This window comes from Sphingopyxis sp. GW821-FHT10B01, assembly GCF_059415685.1.
In genome coordinates, this window is record NZ_JBWKNS010000001.1 from 667,863 (window position 1) to 688,152 (window position 20,290).

22 protein-coding genes are annotated in these 20,290 nt (G+C 63.9%); 7 read left to right on the top strand and 15 right to left on the bottom strand.

Going from position 1 to position 20,290, the window contains the following annotated elements; all coding sequences use genetic code 11:
* Positions 1 to 102: 102 nt before the first annotated feature.
* Positions 103 to 1,341, top strand: a complete 1,239-nt coding sequence (locus AC07NV_RS02895; RefSeq protein WP_495164832.1) for a DUF418 domain-containing protein — start codon at positions 103 to 105, stop codon at positions 1,339 to 1,341.
* Here the strand turns inward: AC07NV_RS02895 and AC07NV_RS02900 are convergent.
* The 10 genes from AC07NV_RS02900 to AC07NV_RS02945 form a co-directional block, all read right to left on the bottom strand.
* Positions 1,335 to 1,739 (bottom strand): Hpt domain-containing protein, encoded by a 405-nt coding sequence (locus AC07NV_RS02900; RefSeq protein WP_495164833.1) that lies wholly within the window; start codon positions 1,737 to 1,739, stop codon positions 1,335 to 1,337. The genes AC07NV_RS02895 and AC07NV_RS02900 overlap by 7 nt on opposite strands.
* A 116-nt stretch (positions 1,740 to 1,855) precedes the next feature.
* Positions 1,856 to 2,083, bottom strand: coding sequence for a sulfurtransferase TusA family protein (locus tag AC07NV_RS02905; protein WP_495164834.1), 228 nt, complete (start codon positions 2,081 to 2,083; stop codon positions 1,856 to 1,858).
* Positions 2,073 to 3,461, bottom strand: coding sequence for a ribosome biogenesis GTPase Der (der, locus tag AC07NV_RS02910; RefSeq protein WP_495164835.1), 1,389 nt, complete (start codon positions 3,459 to 3,461; stop codon positions 2,073 to 2,075). Before der ends, AC07NV_RS02905 begins: the two co-directional genes overlap by 11 nt.
* A 49-nt stretch (positions 3,462 to 3,510) precedes the next feature.
* Positions 3,511 to 4,845: an outer membrane protein assembly factor BamB family protein gene (locus tag AC07NV_RS02915; protein ID WP_495164836.1), complete on the bottom strand. Its 1,335-nt coding sequence runs from the start codon at positions 4,843 to 4,845 to the stop codon at positions 3,511 to 3,513.
* Between the two features lies 1 nt (position 4,846).
* The gene (locus tag AC07NV_RS02920; RefSeq protein WP_495164837.1) at positions 4,847 to 5,683 is read right to left on the bottom strand and encodes a tetratricopeptide repeat protein; all 837 of its coding nucleotides are present in this window, start codon (positions 5,681 to 5,683) and stop codon (positions 4,847 to 4,849) included.
* Positions 5,684 to 5,788: 105 nt separating this feature from the next.
* A complete protein-coding gene (gene panB, locus AC07NV_RS02925; protein WP_495164838.1) occupies positions 5,789 to 6,652 on the bottom strand; it encodes a 3-methyl-2-oxobutanoate hydroxymethyltransferase in 864 nt (287 codons plus the stop codon).
* 88 nt (positions 6,653 to 6,740) lie between these two features.
* Positions 6,741 to 7,670 (bottom strand): aldo/keto reductase, encoded by a 930-nt coding sequence (locus tag AC07NV_RS02930; protein WP_495164839.1) that lies wholly within the window; start codon positions 7,668 to 7,670, stop codon positions 6,741 to 6,743.
* Positions 7,667 to 8,743, bottom strand: coding sequence for a glycerophosphodiester phosphodiesterase (locus tag AC07NV_RS02935; RefSeq protein ID WP_495164840.1), 1,077 nt, complete (start codon positions 8,741 to 8,743; stop codon positions 7,667 to 7,669). Before AC07NV_RS02935 ends, AC07NV_RS02930 begins: the two co-directional genes overlap by 4 nt.
* A complete protein-coding gene (locus tag AC07NV_RS02940; protein WP_495165145.1) occupies positions 8,740 to 9,090 on the bottom strand; it encodes an ArsC family reductase in 351 nt (116 codons plus the stop codon). Before AC07NV_RS02940 ends, AC07NV_RS02935 begins: the two co-directional genes overlap by 4 nt.
* A gap of 56 nt (positions 9,091 to 9,146) precedes the next feature.
* Positions 9,147 to 9,824, bottom strand: a complete 678-nt coding sequence (locus AC07NV_RS02945; protein WP_495164841.1) for a cyclic nucleotide-binding domain-containing protein — start codon at positions 9,822 to 9,824, stop codon at positions 9,147 to 9,149.
* 256 nt (positions 9,825 to 10,080) lie between these two features.
* Between AC07NV_RS02945 and AC07NV_RS02950 the strand changes: the two genes are divergently transcribed.
* Entirely contained in the window at positions 10,081 to 11,454 is a 1,374-nt protein-coding gene (locus AC07NV_RS02950) for a class II 3-deoxy-7-phosphoheptulonate synthase (RefSeq protein ID WP_495164842.1), read from the top strand.
* 58 nt (positions 11,455 to 11,512) lie between these two features.
* On the opposite strand, the gene AC07NV_RS02955 is transcribed toward AC07NV_RS02950, so the two are convergent.
* Together AC07NV_RS02955 and AC07NV_RS02960 are read right to left on the bottom strand one after the other, a co-directional pair.
* Positions 11,513 to 13,024, bottom strand: coding sequence for a M28 family peptidase (locus AC07NV_RS02955; protein ID WP_495164843.1), 1,512 nt, complete (start codon positions 13,022 to 13,024; stop codon positions 11,513 to 11,515).
* 65 nt (positions 13,025 to 13,089) lie between these two features.
* Entirely contained in the window at positions 13,090 to 13,905 is an 816-nt protein-coding gene (locus tag AC07NV_RS02960) for an HpcH/HpaI aldolase/citrate lyase family protein (protein ID WP_495164844.1), read from the bottom strand.
* Positions 13,906 to 13,986: 81 nt separating this feature from the next.
* Between AC07NV_RS02960 and AC07NV_RS02965 the strand changes: the two genes are divergently transcribed.
* Both AC07NV_RS02965 and AC07NV_RS02970 read left to right on the top strand, forming a co-directional pair.
* The gene (locus AC07NV_RS02965) at positions 13,987 to 14,904 is read left to right on the top strand and encodes an SPFH domain-containing protein (protein ID WP_495164845.1); all 918 of its coding nucleotides are present in this window, start codon (positions 13,987 to 13,989) and stop codon (positions 14,902 to 14,904) included.
* A 1-nt stretch (position 14,905) separates the two neighbouring features.
* Positions 14,906 to 15,352 (top strand): NfeD family protein, encoded by a 447-nt coding sequence (locus AC07NV_RS02970; RefSeq protein ID WP_495164846.1) that lies wholly within the window; start codon positions 14,906 to 14,908, stop codon positions 15,350 to 15,352.
* Here the strand turns inward: AC07NV_RS02970 and AC07NV_RS02975 are convergent.
* The 3 genes from AC07NV_RS02975 to AC07NV_RS02985 all read right to left on the bottom strand — a co-directional run bounded on the left by AC07NV_RS02975 (position 15,349) and on the right by AC07NV_RS02985 (position 17,516).
* Complete coding sequence (locus AC07NV_RS02975; protein ID WP_495164847.1) at positions 15,349 to 15,891, bottom strand: GNAT family N-acetyltransferase; 543 nt, start codon at positions 15,889 to 15,891, stop codon at positions 15,349 to 15,351. The two genes, AC07NV_RS02970 and AC07NV_RS02975, sit on opposite strands and share 4 nt — an antisense overlap.
* Positions 15,892 to 15,923: 32 nt before the next feature.
* Positions 15,924 to 16,472 carry a hypothetical protein gene (locus tag AC07NV_RS02980; RefSeq protein ID WP_495164848.1) on the bottom strand — a complete coding sequence of 183 codons (549 nt, stop codon included), beginning with the start codon at positions 16,470 to 16,472 and terminating at the stop codon, positions 15,924 to 15,926.
* Between the two features lie 153 nt (positions 16,473 to 16,625).
* Entirely contained in the window at positions 16,626 to 17,516 is an 891-nt protein-coding gene (locus AC07NV_RS02985) for a metal-dependent hydrolase (protein ID WP_495164849.1), read from the bottom strand.
* Positions 17,517 to 17,574: 58 nt separating this feature from the next.
* Between AC07NV_RS02985 and AC07NV_RS02990 the strand changes: the two genes are divergently transcribed.
* From AC07NV_RS02990 to AC07NV_RS03000, 3 genes are all read left to right on the top strand, one after another.
* Entirely contained in the window at positions 17,575 to 18,183 is a 609-nt protein-coding gene (locus AC07NV_RS02990) for a TetR/AcrR family transcriptional regulator (protein WP_495164850.1), read from the top strand.
* A gap of 175 nt (positions 18,184 to 18,358) precedes the next feature.
* On the top strand, positions 18,359 to 19,417 hold the full coding sequence (gene obgE / locus AC07NV_RS02995) for a GTPase ObgE (protein ID WP_495164851.1): 1,059 nt from the start codon (positions 18,359 to 18,361) through the stop codon (positions 19,415 to 19,417).
* Positions 19,418 to 19,468: 51 nt separating this feature from the next.
* Complete coding sequence (locus tag AC07NV_RS03000) at positions 19,469 to 20,272, top strand: MipA/OmpV family protein (protein ID WP_495164852.1); 804 nt, start codon at positions 19,469 to 19,471, stop codon at positions 20,270 to 20,272.
* The last annotated feature ends 18 nt before the right edge of the window (positions 20,273 to 20,290 follow it).

A 20,290-nucleotide genomic window follows, 5' to 3' on the forward strand; every position in this document is an offset into this window, starting at 1 on the left:
ATGGTCAAATAGCATTACTGACATAGATGTCAATAATGACTTAACCGCTGGACCGCATCGACCACCAACCGTAATGCTCTCATAATACAGCAGGGGATCGACGTGCGCGAAGACAGAGAAGCTGCCGGCGAACGCCTCGTCACCCTCGACGCGCTGCGCGGTTTTGCCGTGATGGGCATATTGGCGATGAACATCGTCGCCTTTGCGATGCCCGAAATGGCCTATGTCTCGCCCAAGGCCTATGGCGGCGAGACCTCCACCGACATCGCCGCCTGGGCGCTCGGCTTCCTGTTGTTCGATGGCAAGATGCGCGGGCTGTTCTCGATCCTGTTCGGGGCGAGCATGCTGCTGATCGTCGATCGCGCCGAGGGATCGGGGCAAAACCCGGCATCGGTCCATTATCGCCGCATGACGTGGCTCGCGATCTTCGGCCTCTGCCATTATTTCTTCATCTGGTGGGGCGACATCCTGTTCCTCTATGCCGCCGTCGGCTGCATCGCGTTCCGTTTCCGCTACTGGGAACCGCGCCGCCTGATCAAATGGGCACTCGGCCTCTTCACCCTCGGCATCGTCCTGACGTCGCTCTTTTTTGGTGCGCAACTCGTCGTCGCGAACGCCGCCGATGACCCGGCGTCCCCGATGGCCGAAGCCGGACGGGACATTCGCGACGAATATGCCGAAATCGATGCCGAGGTTGCCGAAGAACTCTCGCTGTACCGCGGCCCCTATCTGCCAATATTGGACTCGCGGCTCGACAGCGCCGCCAATCCGTTCGTCGGCGTGCCGATGACAATGCTCGAAACGCTGCCGCTGATGATGCTGGGCATGGCCTTGTTTCGCAACGGCTTCCTGACCGGCGGCTGGACCACCGCCGGCTATCGGCGGATCGCGCTGCGCTGGCTCCCCCCCGGAGTGGTGCTGACCCTGCTCGTCGGCTGGCTCCAGTGGCGGTCGGGCTTCGACTATATCGTCGCCGTCAACGCCTTCATGGCGTGGACCGGGCCAGGCCGGCTGATGATGACGATCGCTTATGCCGCCCTGCTTGTCCTGCTGGTCCGGCGCGCCGGCGCCAGCGCCGCCATTGCCCGCGTCGCGGCGGCCGGACGGATGGCCTTTTCCAACTATCTCGGCACCAGCATCGCGATGACGACAATCTTCTACGGCTATGGGCTCGGTCTGTTCGGCGATGTCGGCCGATGGACGCTCTATCTGGTCTGCGCCGCCATGTGGGCCGTCATGCTGCTGTGGTCAAAGCCGTGGCTCGAACGCTTTCGCTATGGGCCGCTCGAATGGCTGTGGCGCAGTCTGGCGCGCGGGTCGCTGCAACCGATGCGTCAGTAACCGATGGCGCGATCCAGACCGCCGGCGCGGCGCTGAACGAGTGGATTGGCTTCGCGCTCCAACGCAGCCAGCGTTTCTTCGAATAGCGGACGCAACGTGACGACGCGCGGCAGATATTCCTCAGGACTGGTCTGGCTTTCGACGCAGTGTCGGGCGAACACCTCGATATCTTCGGCGAGTGCCCCCAGTTTTTCGCCGCCGAACTGGCGCGCTTCGCTTTTCAGCGTGTGCGCCGGCATCACGAGACCTCGCGCGTCGCGGGCGCGCATCGCCTCTTCGATCGCCGCTACCGACTTGGTGCCATCTTCGCGAAAATAGCCCAGAATCCGTACAAACGCAGCGCCCAGTTGGGTACGCGTCGCGCGAAATTCATCCCAATCGACCAGGATTTCGTCCAATGCTTCGTTCCTTGGTGTTCAAATTCGGCCGTGGTCCCAACCGATCCATGCCCAAGTTCGGTAAAAAAGACGTTACGGAGCCTGCAGCCCGGCAACGAAAGCCGCCCCGTTTCGGGTCAGTCGCGCCGAACGCGCCAGCATCCCTCGTCAGCGGCCGTAACGTCGCCCTCGACCAGCCAGCCATGTTCACCCGCCAGCGCGGCCACTTCGCGTCCCACCTGCGGATCGTCGGCGATCAGCAAGACGTCAGACACCTCACGCATCGCGCGCGCCAGCCGGAGCGCCGGCCAGGGGCAGCGCATACCGCGCGCGTCGACGACCAGCGTCGACACGTTATTCGTCATAGGGGTTGCGCGAATTGCGGAAATTGAGGCGCACCGGAACACCCTGGAATCCCAGTTCCTTGCGCATGCCGTTAACCAGATAACGTTCATAGCTTCCGGGTAGCGAATCGGTGCGGGTACCGAAGACGACGAAGGTCGGCGGCCTGGTCCGAGCTTGTGTGATATAGCGCAGCTTGATCCGTTTTCCGCCCGGCGCCGGCGGCGGATTGTTCTCGACCGCACCCTCGAACCACCGGTTAAGCCGAGCCGTCGAGACGCGGTTGGTCCAGATATCGCGTTGCTCGAAGGCGACCCGGACCAGCGTATCGATGCCCTTTCCGGTCGCGCCCGAAATGGTGAGGACCGGTACGCCCTTGACCTGCGAAAGGCCATCGTCGAGCGCGCCCCGAACTCCGTTGAACAGCGACGACGGATCTTCGGCGACGTCCCATTTGTTGAGCGCGACGATCAGCGCCCGCCCCTCCTGCAACACCCTGTCGGCGATGCGCAGATCCTGCGCCTCGAGTCCTTTCGTGGCGTCGAGCAGCAGGACAACAACCTCGGCGAAATCGACCGCGTGGAGCGCGTCGGCGACCGACAATTTCTCCAGCTTGTCCTGCACCTTTGCGCGCTTGCGCATTCCCGCGGTGTCGAACAGCTGGATCTCGTGGACCTCGCCGTCCTTTTCCCACTGCCAGTCGACACGGATCGAGTCGCGAGTGATCCCGGCCTCGGGCCCTGTGATCAGGCGGTCCTCGCCGATCATGCGGTTGATTAGCGTCGACTTACCCGCATTCGGGCGGCCGACAATCGCCAGCTTCATTGGGCCGAGCGGCGCGTCTTCGTCTTCCTCACCCTCAACCGGGGGGGGCACTGCCTCGAACGCAGCGGCGTCGAAACCGTCGACAATCGGGCGCAACGCGTCGAACAGGTCGACGATGCCTTCGCCGTGCTCGGCGCTGAGCGCGATCGGATTGTCGAAGCCGAGCGAATAGGATTCCATCAGGCCGTTTTCGCCCTGCTTCCCCTCGGCCTTGTTGACGACGAGGATGATCGGCGTGTTTTCGCTGCGCAGCCAGCGTGCGATTTCCTCGTCGAGCGGGGTCACCCCGGCGCGGCCGTCGATCATGAACAGTGCCGCGTCGGCCTCGCGCACGGCCTTTTCGGTCTGCACGCGCATCCGCCCGGGCAGCGTCGCGGCGTCATAATCCTCGAAACCCGCGGTATCGACGATACGGAATTCGAGCCCGAGCAGCTTGCCGTCACCCTCGCGCCGGTCGCGCGTCACCCCGGGCTGATCGTCGACCAACGCAAGGCGCTTGCCGACCAGCCGGTTGAACAGCGTCGATTTACCCACATTGGGCCGGCCGACAATGGCAATCGTCGCGAATCGCGACATGAAACTTATCCCTATTATACCACCGGGCCGCCCCGGCCCGGACGCCGTGTCAGCGCCAGGCCGTGATCTGCCCGTCGTCCGCCAGGACGTACAAAATATTGTTCGCAACCACCGGGGTTTGCGACAGCGACGATTTGAATTCGGTCGAGCCGAGCAGCGATCCATCGGTCGGCGAGAATTCCGACAATATGCCTTCGCTGTTGACCGCAATCAGGCGGCCGCCGGCCAAAATCGGGCCGGTCCAGCGGATCGGGTCCTTCTTCTTCTTTTCGGTTTCGACGCGGAAGCGTGCGAGTTGCTGGAGCCAGCGTACCTTGCCGGTCGAACGCGCGACGCACAGCAACTTGCCGTCATCGGTCATCGCATAGACCCACTCGCCGACAACATAAGGCGTCGAGATGCCGGCGATCGAGATTTCCCAGCTGCGCTGGCCCGTGACCAGCTCATAGCTCGCCATGCGGCCGCCCTGCCCGAGCGCAAAAACGCGGCCGCGATCGACGACCGGATCGGCATCGACGTCGGTGAGCGTCGATACCGACAGCGCCATCGACGTACGCGCCAGCGCGTCTTCCCACAGGTCGCGGCCATTTTCGTAGCGATAGGCCTGGACTTCCCCCGACGAGAAGCCCGCGACGATCGTCCCCTGCCCCGCCGCGGGCGACGCCGCGCCGAATACGCTGCCGGCTTCCATCGACGCCGTGGCCTGCCACTGCACCGCGCCATTGGCGGCATTAAGGGCAAAAATCTGATTGTCCTGGCTGATCACATACACGCCGCCGAAGGCGATCGTCGGGGCGCCGCGCAGCGGACCCGCGGGCTTCACTTTCCAGATCACCGACCCGTCGGCGACGTTCAGCGCGGCGACATCGCCGGCACCGCTCGTTGCGTAAACGACGTTTCCATCGACCCCGGCACCGCCCCCGAACAGCGAATTCTTGAAATCCTTGCCCGTGCTGCCAATCGCCACGCGCCAGAGCGGCGCGCCGGTATCGGCGGCCAAGGCGGTCACGACAGCATCGGTATCGACAACGAACAAACGGTTGTCGGCAATCACCGGCGACGCCGCGAGGCGCTGCTTGTTGGTGCTACCCGCAACATTCGCTTGCCACAATTTGGCGCGTGTCGTGCCAAGCGCCGGATGCCCCATCGATTTCGACGCATTACCGCCCGATTGTGCCCAAGCGGCGTTGACCGCCGGTTCGGGCAGGACAACCGCAATGTCCGCCGTGGCCGGGTCGACCTTGATGCTATTGTCGTTGGACAGGATCGACACCCGATCGCCGACCGTCGGCGTCTTGGGCCCGCCGTCACCCTTCAGTGCGCCACAGCCGGCAAGCGGCAGTGCCAGCAGCACCGCATAAATTCCAAAACGCGCTTTCCGCATATTACTTGGCTTCCTCAGCTTTTTCGGCGGCCGCTGCCTTAGGCGCAGCACTGCCTTTCTGGTCCCCGGCGGCGCCCTGCGACGCCTCTTGTTTGGCTCCGGCGCCCTGAGGCGCCTCTTTTTTGTCGGCGTCGGCACTGTCCGCCGCCCGATCTGCGACCGCATCCACGCCGAGCATGCCCGCCATCTGCACCGAACGCGATTGCAGCGATTTGGCAACGCCGGGCAATTTGGCGATGCGGCCATAGAGCGCACCGGCCTGATCGAACTGGCCAAGCTGATAATGCGCGGTGGCCGACAGTTCGGCGGCGCTGGCGAACCAGCTCGACACCGGGTCTTTCGCATCGACCATCGGCTTCATCCGGGCAATCACCACCTCGGGCTTCAACAAATCATATTCGAACGCCGTCTGGCGGATCAGCGCCAGATCGCGCAGCGACTTGTCGAGTTTCGTATCAGCGGCGACTTTTGCCATCAACGCGGCGGCGGCTTTCAGATCGCCGGTTTGCGCCTTGATGTTCGCTTCTTGCATCATGGCGACCCCGCGATACGCGGGCGCGCCTTCAGCCGCGAGCTTCTGCAGCTCGGTGGTGGCAGCGCGGGGCTGGTTGGTTGCCAGTTTCTCGAACGCTGCAATCAGCTCTTCGGCCTGCTCACCGCGCGCGGCATCCTGGCGATGGTTCCAGAAAAGATAGCCACCGAACGCGATCAACGCGGCGAGAACGCCACCGATGATCCAGCGACCATAGCGCTGCATGATCGTATCGAGGCGGTCCTTACGGACGGCCTCGTCGACCTCTTGCAACAGCGCGGCGTCGTTCGTCGGGCTCAGGGCCAATCAAACCTCCATATACTCGTCATGGCTCTGGGCCGGCCGCTTCCTTAGCGACAGCACTGAAAAAGGCCAAGCGATTCACTTGGCCCCGATCTGCGCCGCCCGGTATCAGCCAGCGTAGATCTGATCGGCGGTGGGGAATGAACGGGACCTGACTTCGCCGGCATATTCCTTGACCGCGCCTTCGACGACACCCGCCATGTCCTGATAGCGTTTCACGAATTTGGGGACACGCTCGAACATGCCCAGCATGTCTTCGGTCACCAGCACCTGGCCGTCGCATTGCGCCGATGCGCCGATGCCGATGGTCGGGCACGCAACCTTGTTCGTCACCTCGATCGCAATCGATTCGAGAACGCCTTCGATCACCAGCGAAAAGGCGCCGGCCTGTGCGACGGCAATCGAATCCTCGACGATCGCCCTGGCTTCTTCGTCGCTCTTGCCACGCACGCCATAGCCGCCAAGGATGTTCACCGCCTGTGGCGTCAGCCCGACATGCCCCATCACCGGGATACCGCGCTGGGTCAGGAATTCGATCGTTGGAGCGAGCGCGCGACCGCCCTCGAGCTTCACCGCAGCGGCGCCGGTTTCCTTCAGCAGGCGTGCGGCGTTGGTGAACGCCTGTTCGGCGCTTGCTTCATAACTGCCAAAGGGCATGTCGACGATGACCGCGGCATGATAGCTGCCGCGCACCACCGCGGCGCCGTGCAGCGCCATCATTTCCATCGTCACGCCGACGGTGTGCGGCAAACCATAAATCACCTGCCCCAGCGAATCGCCCACGAGCAGCATATCGCAATGCGGGTCGAGCAACTGGGCCATACGGACGGTGTAGGCAGTCAGCATCACGAGCGGTTCGCCGCCCTTGCGCTGCCGGATCCGCGGCACGGTCAGGCGTTTCATCGGCTGCGGCGTCGGATTGGCGCGGCTGGTCGAGGTGTCGAAGGTGAGCGTTTTAGGGAGTGTGGACATGGCGCGAGGGTCTAGCCGCTAAAATGACAAGACGAAAGCGACAAAGCCCCTTTTTTGCTGCAGCGCAGCGAGGGCGGAAACGCCGCGGCTAGGCGGCGCCCAGCGCCGTGAGTTGTTCGGCGCTGAGCGTCAGGTCCGAGCTGCCGAGAAGCTCGTCGAGTTGTGCCACTGTCGTCGCACTCGCGATCGGCGCGGTCACGCCCGGTTGCTGCGCGACCCACGCGAGCGAGATCTGCGACAGGGTGGCGCCGGTTTCAGCGGCAATGCGGTCCATTACCGCAAGAATGGCAGGCCCCTTGCCTTCCAGATAGGGTTTGACCCGCGCGCCGCGAGGGCTTTTTCCGAGATCATCGGGGCCGCGATATTTGCCCGACAGATAGCCTGACGCGAGGCTGAAATAGGTGACGACGCCCAGTCCCTCGTCGATGCACAATTGCTGCAGCGGCCCCTCATATTGCTCGCGGTCCAGCAGGTTGAGCTCGGGCTGCATCGCGGTGAAGCGCGGCAAGCCCATTTCGTCCGCCACGCTCAGCGCCTCTGCCAGCCGCCCGGCCGAATAGTTGGAAGCGCCGATCGCGCGCACAGTCCCGGCATCGATCAGTTCGGCAAAAGCACCCAGCACTTCGCCCAGCGGCACGTCGGGATCGTCCTTGTGCGCGAAATACAGGTCGATGACATCGACGCCCAGACGATCGAGCGAGCCCTGTACGCCTTCGCGGATGCGGTCGGGCTTCAGACCACCGGCCATCATGCCGACCTTGGTCGCGATCAGAACCTTGTCACGCGCACCGCTTTCCTTCAGCCAGGCGCCCATCATGCTTTCGGACTCGCCGCCTTTGTGACCGGGAACCCAGGCCGAATAGACGTCGGCCGTGTCGATCATCCCACCGCCCAGTTCGACGAAGCGGTCGAGAACCGCGAAACTCGCATCGCGCCCCGCCGTCATGCCAAAGACATTGCCGCCGAGGACGAAGGGCCGGATCGACAAGCCACTCTTGCCCAATGCTCTTTCGGTCATTGCCCGCGCTCCTCCTTCACGGTCGCGACCGCTTCGCGCGGATTGTCGCTGAACAGGCCGTCAATACCGGTGTTCAGATAGGCAGTGATCTCGCCGGCAAGATCGCCGTGCCCGGCAGGATTGACCCCGCCCTTGTCGCCGAGCGGCAGGAAATAATTTTCGCGCCGGAACGTCCACGGATGAACCTTGAGCCCCGCGATATGGGCGTCGCGCACCAATGTTGTCGGATCGCCCAGCCGGCCCAGCGCGCCGCGCGGGATTACCATCGCCTTGTTGGGGCCGATGCCGTCGGCATAGGCGGCAATCATTTTCAGCCCCGCAGGCGACGTCATGGCGGCATAGCTGGTGCCCGGTCGGTCGGCGGGGCCACCTTCGGCATCCATCAGCTGGATCAACGGCAGATCGCTTTCCGCACGCAGGTCCATCAGATTGCCGACTTCGAAGCTCTGGATGAAAACCGGCGCGCTACGGCCACGATAGCCAAAGCGATCGAGCATCGCGAGCAACGGCGCCTCGTGCGGCAAGCCGATCGAAACGAAATAGCTGGGGTGCTTGGTTTCGGGATAGACACCGACGGGTTTCTTGCGCCCCTTGTTGACCTCTGCGAGCAGCGTCAGGATTTCCTCGAAAGTCGGGATTTCGAACTGACCGTCATATTCGGTGCTGCGCAGTTTCGGCAGCCGTTCGCGTGCGCGGAGTGTCTTGAGTTCGGCAAGCGTAAAATCCTCGGTGAACCAACCGGTCATCTTTTGCCCGTCGATTGTCTTCGTCGCCTTGCGCGCCGCGAATTCAGGATGTGCGGCGACATCTGTCGTTTCCGAAATCTCGTTCTCGTGTCGCGCGACGAGCACGCCATCCTTCGTCAGCACCAGATCGGGTTCGATATAGTCAGCGCCGAGTTCGATCGCGAGCCGATAGCCGGCGATCGTATGTTCGGGGCGCTCGCCCGACGCACCGCGATGCGCGATGATGATCGGCGGCTGGCCATCGAGAGTAGCGCGGGCTGTCACCGGCTCAGCCCCGCAACCGGCCAACAGCGTCAGGACCGTGAAGGCCACAAGCCACCGGATCATGCTGCAAAACGTGCCTGCCAGTCATCCACAGAAAAGCCCACGCTAATCCCGTCCACCGCCTCAACGACCGGGCGGCGGATCATCGCAGGCTGGTCCAGCATCAACGCCTTGGCCGCCACGGCGTCGAGCCCGTCCTTCTGCGTGTCGGGCAGCTTGCGAAAGGTCGTGCCCGCCTTGTTGAGCAGCCTTTCCCAGCCGAGCGCGTCGATCCAGCTCTGGAGCCGCGCGGGGTCGAGCCCATCCTTGCGCACGTCATGAAAGCGGTATGCGACACCCTGCCCGTCGAGCCAGCGCCGCGCCTTCTTCACCGTGTCGCAGTTCGAAATGCCATAGAGAATCAGCGTCATGTCGAGAAGGTTAGCAGGTGCGAGTTGCATATTCGAGGCACAGAACAATCTTGACGTTATGAAATCGTTACGCGGTCGGCGATGCGCGTATTTGCGCTTGCCAATTTGCCGCGCAGCGCGCGCGCGAACCCTTCATGCAGCGTGCCGGCAATGCCCGGATTTGCGGCAAGATAGGCGCGCAACGCCGCGGCAGGAACGAACCACAGCCGCGCGTTGGAGCCAAGCAGCACGGTTCCCGTCGCATGGGTGCCGTCGAGTACGGTCGCTTCGCCGATCAGCGCACCATCGGACAATTTCCCGACTTCGATACCGTCGCGCAAGATCGCCGCCTGCCCTTCGGCCAGATAGAAAAGGCTGGGTGTCGCCTGGTTTTCGCGGATCAGCACTTCACCGCGCCGCGCCGAGATCCAGTGCCCCTGATCGATCAGGTCGCGCGCCGCTACGGCGCCCAGGCCGCCGAAATGCTGACGGCGCAATTCTTCTTCTTCGGCGGAGAACCGTATCTTCGCGCCGCGTAGCCACAGGCGTGCCAATATACCGATATTGACGACGAGAATGGCGAGCACGAGCAGGCCATAACCCACGTCCGGGCCGCGAAACAACACCAGCGGCAAGGCCACCAGCGCAGCCCCGGCCAAGCCGATGCGAACATAGTCTATGCGCACGACAAAGCTTGTCGCCAGCAGCAGCACCAGCGCCCCATATAGAAACCAAGCGGAATCGAAATTCGCCATAGCCAATCGCTTCGCGTCGAGACCCGAAGTCAGGTCACTGGGTGATAACGTTACCGATAGCCAAATGCCTTGGTTGCATCCCGATTATCGTTTCAAAAGCGCGTAACAAACTATCAGTTTTTGACGCCCAAGAAAAGCATAGGTGCGCAAACGTCACGATAATGCTAATTTTGCGGTTTGCCCGTGCCGCAAACATTGCGTCCGCGGGACATAAGCGCCATGTGGCGCTCGATTCGAACGCGAAAAGAACAGGCAGATGACGAAAAATTGGCAACCCCACAGCTGGCGCTCGCACGATGCTCGCCAGCTGCCCACCTATCGCGACGCCGATGCGCTCGCGGCGGCCGAGCGCGAACTCAGCAACTATCCGCCGCTGGTTTTTGCCGGCGAGGCGCGCGACCTGACCGCCGATCTCGGCCGTGTTGCCGAGGGCAAGGCGTTTCTGCTGCAGGGCGGCGACTGTGCCGAGAGTTTTGCCGAATTCCATCCGAACAACATCCGCGACACCTTCCGTGTGCTGCTGCAGATGGCGGTCGTGCTGACCTTTGCATCGAAAATGCCCGTGGTGAAGCTCGGCCGTATGGCCGGACAGTTCGCCAAGCCACGCTCGGCCGACATGGAAGATGTCGATGGCGTGTCGCTGCCGAGCTATCGCGGCGACATCATCAACGACATCGCGTTCGAGGAAGCGGGCCGCGAGCCCGACCCTCAGCGCATGATCAAGGCGTATAACCAGTCGGCGGCAACGCTGAACCTGCTGCGCGCGTTCGCGAACGGCGGCTATGCGAACCTGCATCAGGTCAACGCCTGGACGCACGATTTCATGGATCGCAGCCCGTGGGCGAAGAAATATCAGGAAACTGCCGCGCGCATTTCCGAAGCCCTCGCCTTCATGGAAGCATGCGGCGTGACCCCCGAAACGGTGCCGCAGATCAAGGGCACCAGCTTCTACACAAGCCACGAAGCGCTGCTGCTCCCCTATGAGCAGGCTCTCACCCGTCAGGACAGCCTGACCGGCGGCTGGTACGACACGTCGGGCCATATGCTGTGGGTCGGCGACCGCACCCGCTTCGAAGGCTCGGCGCATATCGAATATCTGCGCGGTATCGGCAATCCGGTCGGCATGAAGTGCGGCCCCAGCCTCGAGCCCGACGTGCTGCTGCGCCTGCTCGACACGCTCAACCCGAACCATGTCGCGGGCCGCATGACGCTGATCACGCGCTATGGCCACGACAAGATCGAGGCGCATCTGCCCAAGCTGGTGCGCGCCGTGAAGGAATCGGGCCACCCCGTTGTCTGGTCGTGCGACCCGATGCACGGCAATGTCATCAAGACGCCCAACGGCTACAAGACGCGTCCGTTCGAACGCATCCTCGCCGAAGTACGCGGCTTTTTTGCGGTGCACCGCGCCGAGGGCACGCATGGCGGTGGGATCCATATCGAAATGACTGGCCAGAATGTCACCGAATGCACCGGCGGCGCGATGGACGTGACGCAGATGGATCTGGCTGACCGGTATCACACGCACTGCGATCCGCGTTTGAACGCGGGGCAGTCGCTGGAACTCGCGTTCCTGCTGGCGGAAATGCTCAATCAGGAAATGGCCGACCGCGCCAAGCAGGCGGCGTAAGGACTTACCCTATAGAATAGCGTCGCCCCCGCGAAGGTGGGGGCGACGCCTTTTCCTTTTACTTCGCCGTTCCCGACCAGCGCTTGGTATCGGCGAAAGCCCGGCCCAGCGCGACATGCAGGTCGGCATCTTCCGCGGCACCGCCAAGCGGGATCTTGTCGGAAAAATTGTCCGCGGCGGTATGATAGTCACTGCCGAGGAAGGCCTCGAGCAGCTTCATATCCGAAAAGCTGCCGCCGACCATCAGCGACGTGACGCCCTTGGCGCCTAGCGCCCAGCCGTCCTGCCGCTGGATAAACGCATCGGCCTCGCCATCCTCGTCGAGCTTGCGGCCAAGCTTGGTCGCCGCCTCGCGGACCACCGCGTCATAAGCGGGCTTGCCCCGCCCGATCGTCGCGACGGGGGTACCGCGCGGCGAAATGGCGATGGTGTCGACGTTGAGCGCGACAGTGATGTCGCCGAGCGGCACCACCGGATGATCGGCGAAATAATTCGCGCCGAGCAGGCCCTTTTCTTCTGCCGTCGTCGCCATGAAATAGATGTCGCGGTCGGGACGCGCGCCCGAAGCCAGCCGCTTGGCGACCTCGATCAGCACCGCAATGCCACTCGCATTGTCGACCGCGCCGTTGCAGATGCGATCGGCATCGCCCTCGGCTCCGCAAATGCCGAGATGATCCCAATGCCCGAGAAACAGCACAGCCTTGCCGTCGGGCTTCGCGCCGGGAAGCCTGGCGATGATGTTGTTACTGGCAAAGGAGCGAATCGCCGATTGCGTCGCGAGGCTGACGGTCACGGGCAGCGCCGCGCCCTTATAGTCGGGCGACTTCGCCGCGTCGCGCACCGCGCCGCCATCCTGCCCGGCCTTTTTGAGCAAGGCATCGGCGGCTTCGAGCGACAGGAAGCCCGTGACCGGCGCGCCTGGCTTCGCGCTCGCGAGACGCACCGCCTTGCTGCCTGCACTTTTGCGCAGCTGCGCCCACGGCACCGCATCGGTCGCGATCACGAGCACGGCGCTCGCACCCGCATCGGCCAGCATCTGCCGCCGCTCGCGATACCGCGGCAGCTTTTCGCCAAAGGGCGCATTGTCGAACAGCATGATCGCCAGCTTGCCCTTGACGTCGGCATTGACGTTGCCTGCCCCATCGACGCCATAGCCGACGAAGATCGCGGGCACATCGGTCAGCGCAACCGACGGATCGCGGCCAGTCAGAATGACCCCGTCATCCTCCAGCGCGAAGTCGCGGCCGTTGACCTTGAACAGTGCGCTGCTGCTCAGCGCCTGCGTTTCGACGAAGGGGACCGGCTGGAGCCAGGGGGTTGCGCTGCCGGTGGCAGCCTCAAGCCCGGCCTTCGCCCATTCGCCGACGATATAGGCGATCGTGCGATCCTCGCCTTCGCTCCCCGGAGCGCGACCCTCGAAGGCGTCGCTCGCCAATATCCTGATATGCTCGGCAAGCTGCGCCTCGGTAACCGGAGCATCAACCTTGGCAGGCGCGGCCGAAGCGATGGCGGGGGAACAGGCGACGAGGGCGACGGCCGCGATGGCAGCACGGAACTGGGTAGTTTTCATGGGGTCGCCGCATGGCATTTCCGCCAATGACAGGCAAGGCACGTTCGTCGAAAGACGAACGGTCGTCAGGCCGCCCCGCCGGTCCGTTCGAGCAGAGCCCGCGCCGCCGCGACATGCATATCCTCGATCATCCGGCCGTCGTGCCGTTGCGCCCCGCCGGTCGCCGCCGCGACCAACGCTTTGGCAGCGGCGATCTCGCGCGCCGACGGCGCGAAGGCCGCGTTGCACGGCGCGACCTGCGACGGGTGGATCAGCGTCTTGCCATCGAAGCCGAGCCGCCGCCCCTCGGCCGCTTCGGCCGCAAAGCCCTGCGCATCGTCGATCGCGTTATAAACGCCGTCAAAGCCCCAGACACCGCCGGCGCGCGCTGCGAGGACGATCGCCTGGATCGCATGGCTCATCGTACTACGGTCCATTCCGTCGGGCAGCTTCAGTTCGTGCGCCAGATCGTTGAGCCCCGCAATCAGTCCGGCGACCGCGGGATCGGCGGCAATGCCCGGCGCGGCATAGATGGCGGCCGGCGTTTCGATCATGGCGAGGATCGGCAGATCGAGGCCGCGCAGCGGATCGAGATCGGACGGTGCGTCGACCTTTGGAAGCACCACGGCATCGAGCCTCAACCCGGCCAGCGCGGCAATGTCGTCCGCCTGCTCGGCCGTATCTGTCGCATTGATCCGCACCGCGACGCGCTTCCCCGGAAAACCCGTCGTCACCGCCGCGCGCATCGCGCCGCGCGCTTCGATCTTGCGATCGGCAGGCACCGCATCCTCAAGATCGATGATCAGCATATCGGCGGCGAGGCCCGCCGCCTTTTCAAGCGCGCGGGCGTTGGAACCGGGAACATAGAGCAGCGAGCGCGGGGCATATTCACTTGGGGTCATGCGCTTTTCTGTGGCGCAGCCGGACCATTGCCGCAATAAGGAAGGGCGTTTTCAGACCGGAATTTTCCGAGGGGATAATCGATGGGTTATGTTGCGATTGCGGCGGTCGTGCTCGCGCTGGTGTTCCTGCTGTGGGCGTTGACGCCCGTGCGGCAGGGCTTTGCCTATACGATCGAGCGCTTCGGCCGCTACACGCACACGGCGCAGCCCGGCCTGAACTTCATCATGCCGATCTTCGACCGCGTCGGTCGCAAGGTGAACATGATGGAACAGGTGCTCGACATTCCGGGCCAGGAAATCATCACCAAGGACAATGCGATGGTCGCCGTCGACGGCGTCGTCTTCTTCCAGGTGCTCGACGCCGCCAAGGCCGCCTATGAAGTCAGCGATCTCTATCTGGCGATCATGAACCTGACGACGACGAACCTGCGCACCGTGATGGGTTCGATGGACCTCGACGAAACATTATCGAAGCGCGACGAGATCAACACGCGCCTGCTGCATGTCGTCGACGATGCGACGACGCCGTGGGGGGTCAAGATCACGCGCGTCGAGATCAAGGACATCCGCCCGCCCGCCGACATTTCGAACGCGATGGCGCGGCAGATGAAGGCCGAACGCGAAAAGCGCGCCAACATCCTCGAGGCCGAAGGTGCCCGCGCATCCGAAATCCTCCGCGCCGAGGGCGAGAAGCAGGGCCAGATCCTGCAGGCCGAGGGTCGCCGCGAAGCCGCATTCCGCGACGCCGAAGCGCGCGAGCGCGAAGCCGAGGCAGAGGCCAAGGCAACGCAGATGGTGTCGGACGCCATCGCGGGCGGCAATGCGCAAGCAATCAACTACTTTATCGCACAGAAATATGTCGAGGCGGTCAGCCAGTTCGCGACCAGCCCGAACAGCAAGACGATCCTGTTCCCGGTCGAGGCGACGCAGTTGATCGGCACGCTCGGCGGTATCGGCGAACTCGCAAAGGACGCGTTCGACCGCAAGGCGGGCGCCTGACATGCCCGATTGGCTCGCCAACCTCGAACCGCATTGGGCGTGGCTCGCGCTCGGGGTCCTGCTCGCCGCCGCCGAAATCGTCGCGCCCGGCTTCTTCCTCATCTGGCTGGGCTTTGCGGCGATCGTTACCGGCCTGATCGCCTGGGTCGTGCCGCTCGGCATCCCGGCGCAACTCGGCATCTTTGCGGTGCTATCCTTCGTCGCGCTCTATGGCGCACGCCGCTGGCTCAAGGCGAACCCGATCACGACAACCGACCCCTATCTCAACCAGCGCGCGGGCCGGCTGATCGGCGAAGTGCTGACGGTGACCAAGGCGATCGAGGACGGCCGCGGCCGCGCCAAGGTCGGCGACGGCGAATGGCCGGTCCGCGGCCCCGATGCGGCCGAGGGTAGCAAGGTCCGCGTCGTCAGCGCCGACGGCGGCATATTGGTGGTCGAGGCGGCCTAACCGCCGCGCGGCCGCGCATAAATCGCCACAACATGCCCCAGCGCGTCGCTGTCGCCGATGCGGCGAAAGCCGAGCTTTTCCGAAACGCGTTCCGACGCATCATTGCCTGGGTCGATGATGCAGCGCACTTCGGCCGCGTCGAGATTTGCATCAGCCCAGCCAAGCGCCGCGCGCATTGCCTCGGTCGCATAACCCGCCCCCCAATGGTCGGCATCGAACGCCCAGCCCGCCTCGGGCAATCCTTCGAGTTCGGGAATGCCGCGGCAGAAATAGCTAAGGCCACCCATGCCGACGAGCGCGTCGCTTAGCCGGTCGGCGAACACCCAATAGCCAAAACCCATCACGGGCCACAGCCCCGCAGAACTGAGGAATTTTCCCCAGCTGACGTCGGGAGCACGCGGTTCACCCCCGATGAAGCGCGTCACACGCTCGTCGGCCCACATCGCGATATGCACATCCTTGTCGGACAGGCGCCCCGGACGCAGGCGCAGGCGCTCGGTTTCGATGACGGGGGGCGCTGAAATGGTTTTGAACGACATGGATGCCGCTGTGCCCAAGCCCACCCCGCCGGTCAATCGGGGATCAGATAATGGTCGAACAGGTCGTGCAACACCGCCTTGCCGTCGACCTGCTGCTTCGCGCGGAGCACCGCGAGCGTGTCGACGCGCGCCAGCACATCAACATGTTTCAGCACGACATGATAGTGTGGCCGATCGCTAAAGTCGTGGAAGAGGAAAATGCACTCGGGTTTGCAATGGATGATTGCCTGCAACAGGCAAGCGACCCGAAAGCGCCCGTCGATCAGCACCGCGTCGGGACTGCCCGCCATGCTGCGCCAGATCCCGTTGTGATAGCGCGGCCAGTCGCGGATCCGGCCTTCGTCGATCGGATAGCCCCATTCTCCGACGGGGCCGATATCGGCATGAACAGGGGTAAATTCGACGGCCTCGCGCGCCACTTCGGCCTGGACCTTAGCCAGCCAGACGGGGTCGCTGTCGACGCTGACGATCCGTCGCACTTGCCGCGCCGCCACCAGCGTGCTGCCGCCGCACCCGAATTCGAGCAGCGATCCGAGCCCCGCCAGTTGCAGTTCGAACTGCGTGACTTCGGCCGCGGTCATATGTGGTTGCATGGTCCCCTCCACCCGCAACGGGATATGGGACCGCATCCACCGCGTCCAGCCGGCATTGACGCATATCCTCTCCGCGGATGAGGAGGCCCAGAGACAGGGAGAGAGAACCGCTCTGGACCCCCGCAACCGCGGAGAGTGGGATCAGGCTGCGGCCGCAGCCAGTTCGGGCTGAGACGAACGCGCCGGCATGATCGCGTCGACATAATCGCTTTCATATTTCTTGATCAGCGACCGGTCGTCGTGGTTCCACGGATGGAAGCCAGGCATGAAATAGCCGAGCCAAGGCAGGAAGCTGCGGCGCAGGATGCCGGGCGTACCGAGCAGATACCACCAGATACGCGCCGTGACGCGCCAGCCGGTCAGGCCGTCCTGCCTGAGCAACGCCTTCATCCCCTTCACCCGCTTCGGCCAGAAGCGCGTGGTGACGAGGATCATCATCAGCGACTTGGCGCGCCAGCGCCGGAACCGGCTCCAGTCCTTCGTGGCATGCAGCCAGGTATCGTAAGCAACACCCTTATGCTCGATTTCCTCGATCGCGTGCCATTTCCAGAGTGCCGCCCATTCGGGCTCGGCGCCCGCATACATGCGGTCGTCGCGCAGCATCACCGCCGCCATCATCGCGGTATAATGTTCGAGCGCGATCGTCGCCATCAGGTTGACGATCTGCGGACGCGTCTTGATGAGGTCGAGGACCTGATTCACATCGGCTTCGAGTTCGGACAGGTCATACCCCGCTTCCGCCGCCTTCTTGTTGAAGACGACATGTTCGCGGCTGTGGATCACTTCCTGTTTGGTGAAGGCGCGGATTTCGCGGCCCAGTTTCTCGTCCACCCCGTCGCGGTGGGCCTTCACCGCCTCGATGAACATTGCCTCGCCGCGCGGGAAGGTGACCGACAGCGCGGTGTGGAAAGCCGAGGCGATCGGGTCGCCGTTCAGCCACCAGCGGCCCTGTTTGTCGTCGCGGCCAAAGCGCATGTCGCGCGGTGTGATCGACAAATCCTGCGGGGTCGGCGATTGGGAAAGGCTGGACATATGGCTCATACCGTCGAAAAGGGGCGTTGGGGCCAGCAAATAGGGTTTACTTACATATATGTCAATAGTGAAGAAGCGCCTGAGTCCCGAGGAAAGCCGGTCGGCGGCACTCGAGGCGGCGCGCCATATATTGATCGAAATGGGGCCGGCGGCGGTGACGCTGAAAGCGGTAGCGGCGCGCATAGACAGGACGCATGCCAATCTGCTTCACCATTTCGGCAGCGCGGCCGGGCTGCAAAAGGCCCTCGCCGCCTATCAGGCCGAAACCGTATGTGCGACGATCGGCCAGAAAATGGCCGAATCGCCGCCGGGCGAGCGTAATGTACGCGAGATCGTCGACCTCGCCTTCGACGCCTTTAACGAGGGCGGCGCTGGCGCGCTCGCGACGTGGATGGCGGCAACAGGCAATGACGATGCGCTCGACCCGATCGTCGCTGCGATCCACAAGCTGATCGACGGCATGTCACCCGATGCGCATGAAAAGCGGCTGATGCACGAGGATACGCTGGCGCTGGTGCTGATGGCGCTCGGCGATGCTCAGCTTGGCGGACCGATGGCCGAGGCACTCGACCTGCCGCGTGACACGTCGCGCGTGCTCGCGACCGAGCTGATCACCGGACGCATCGCGAACTTCTGGAGCGAGCATGGCGGCAAGCCGCAGGGCTAAGGGCTGGCAATTTTGTGTCGCGCACGCTAGGGGGCGCGGCAATCCATTCATTCCGTTCGCATCGAGCGAAGTCGAGATGCCCATCGGCCTTGCGCCAATTCGATGGGTGTCTCGACTTCGCTCGACACGAACGGAGCTTGATATGTAGTCAAGTTTACGCCCTAAAGGCCCCGCCATGCATTTCCTCGACCAAGCCAAGATTTATATCAAGTCCGGCGATGGCGGCCCCGGCGCCGTCAGCTTCCGGCGCGAGAAATATGTCGAATATGGCGGCCCCGACGGCGGCAACGGCGGCAAGGGCGGCGACATCATTTTCGAAGCGGTGGCGGGTCTCAACACGTTGATCGACTTTCGCTACACGCAGCATTTCAAGGCGAAGCGCGGCACCCCCGGCGCGGGGCGCGACCGCACAGGCGCGGGCGGCCCCGATCTGGTCATCCAGGTGCCGATCGGTACCCAGATCCTCGACGATGACGAGGACCGCAGCCTGCTCGCCGACCTGACCAAAGAGGGCGAACAGATCGTCTTCCTGCGCGGCGGCGACGGCGGCCGCGGCAATGCCAGCTATAAAACATCGACCAACCGCGCCCCGCGCCAGCACGGTCCAGGCTGGCCCGGTGAAGAATTGTGGGTGTGGCTGCGGCTGAAGCTGCTCGCCGATGCCGGCCTTGTCGGCCTGCCCAATGCGGGCAAGTCGACCTTCATCAACGGCGTGACCAACGCGCAGGCCAAGGTCGGCGCCTATGCCTTCACGACGCTGCGCCCGCAGCTTGGCGTTGTCAGCCACAAGGGGCATGAATTTGTCGTCGCCGATATCCCCGGCCTGATCGAGGGCGCCGCTGATGGCGCCGGGGTCGGCGACCGTTTTCTCGGCCATATCGAACGCTGCCGGGTGTTGCTGCACCTCGTCGATGCGAATGACGCGGATGTCGCGACCAGCTATCGTATCGTGCGTGACGAGCTCGAGGCCTATGGTGCCGACCTCGTCGACAAGCCGGTGATCGTCGCGCTGAACAAGATCGACACGCTCGATGACGAACTGGTCGCGGCGCTTTCGGCGGAACTCGCCGCAGAAAGCGGGCATCCGGTGATGGCATTGTCGGGCGCGAGCGGCGCGGGCGTACCCGCGATACTCGACAAGCTGCTCGAGATCATTGGCCCCGAAAAGCGCAAGGCGGCCCCGGGCGGAGACGATAGCGAAGGCGAAGAAACCGCCGACTGGTCGCCGATCTAGGAACGAATGAGCCGGGCGGGCGCTTTATCCGGGAACAACAAGGAATAACGAATGGCCAGTCGCCGAAATGCCCCCAGCCTGCTCCTCTATGCTTCCCCATTTCTCGTTTTGACTTCGCTTCCGGCCTATTCGCAAGAGGCCGACAACGGCGGCGAGAAGCGCACCCGCATTATTTTCGGCCCGCAGCTATCGCCGTCCTGGCCGGGCGCCGACAAATATAGTGTCGGTCCCTATATCGACGTCTCGCGCACCCGCGACCGCGAATTCGCCTTCGAAGCCCCCGATGAAAGCTTCGGCTCGCCCCTGCTCTATTCGGGCAATTTCGCTTTCGGCCCCGCCTTCGGCTTCATTGGCAAGCGCAAGGCATCCGATATCGGCGCCGACCTGCCCAAGGTCGGCTTGTCGGTCGAGGCCGGCGCGTTCGGGCAGGTCCATCTGACCCCCGAACTCCGCGTGCGTCTCGAAGGACGCAAGGGGCTGAGCGGCCACAAGGGATGGACCGGCGAAGTCAGCGCCGACTATGTCGCGCGCAAGGGCGACGACTGGCTCTTTTCGGTCGGCCCGCGCGTCACACTGGGCGACGCCAAATACACAAATGCCTATTTCGGCGTGACCCCTGCCGCGGCAGCAACGTCGGGCCTGGCCGCTTTCGATGCCGGCGGCGGCATCCAGTCGGTCGGCGTCACGGCCGGCTACCACCGCATGCTCGGCAAGCGCTGGGGCATCGCCGTCTATGGTCGCTACGACCGACTCGTTGGCGACGCCGCGGACTCCCCCGTCACGCGCGAACTCGGGTCGCGCAACCAGCCATCGGCCGGCCTCGCCCTCAGCTACACCTTCGGCGGAGACCGGTGACACAACAGGCTTACCCGT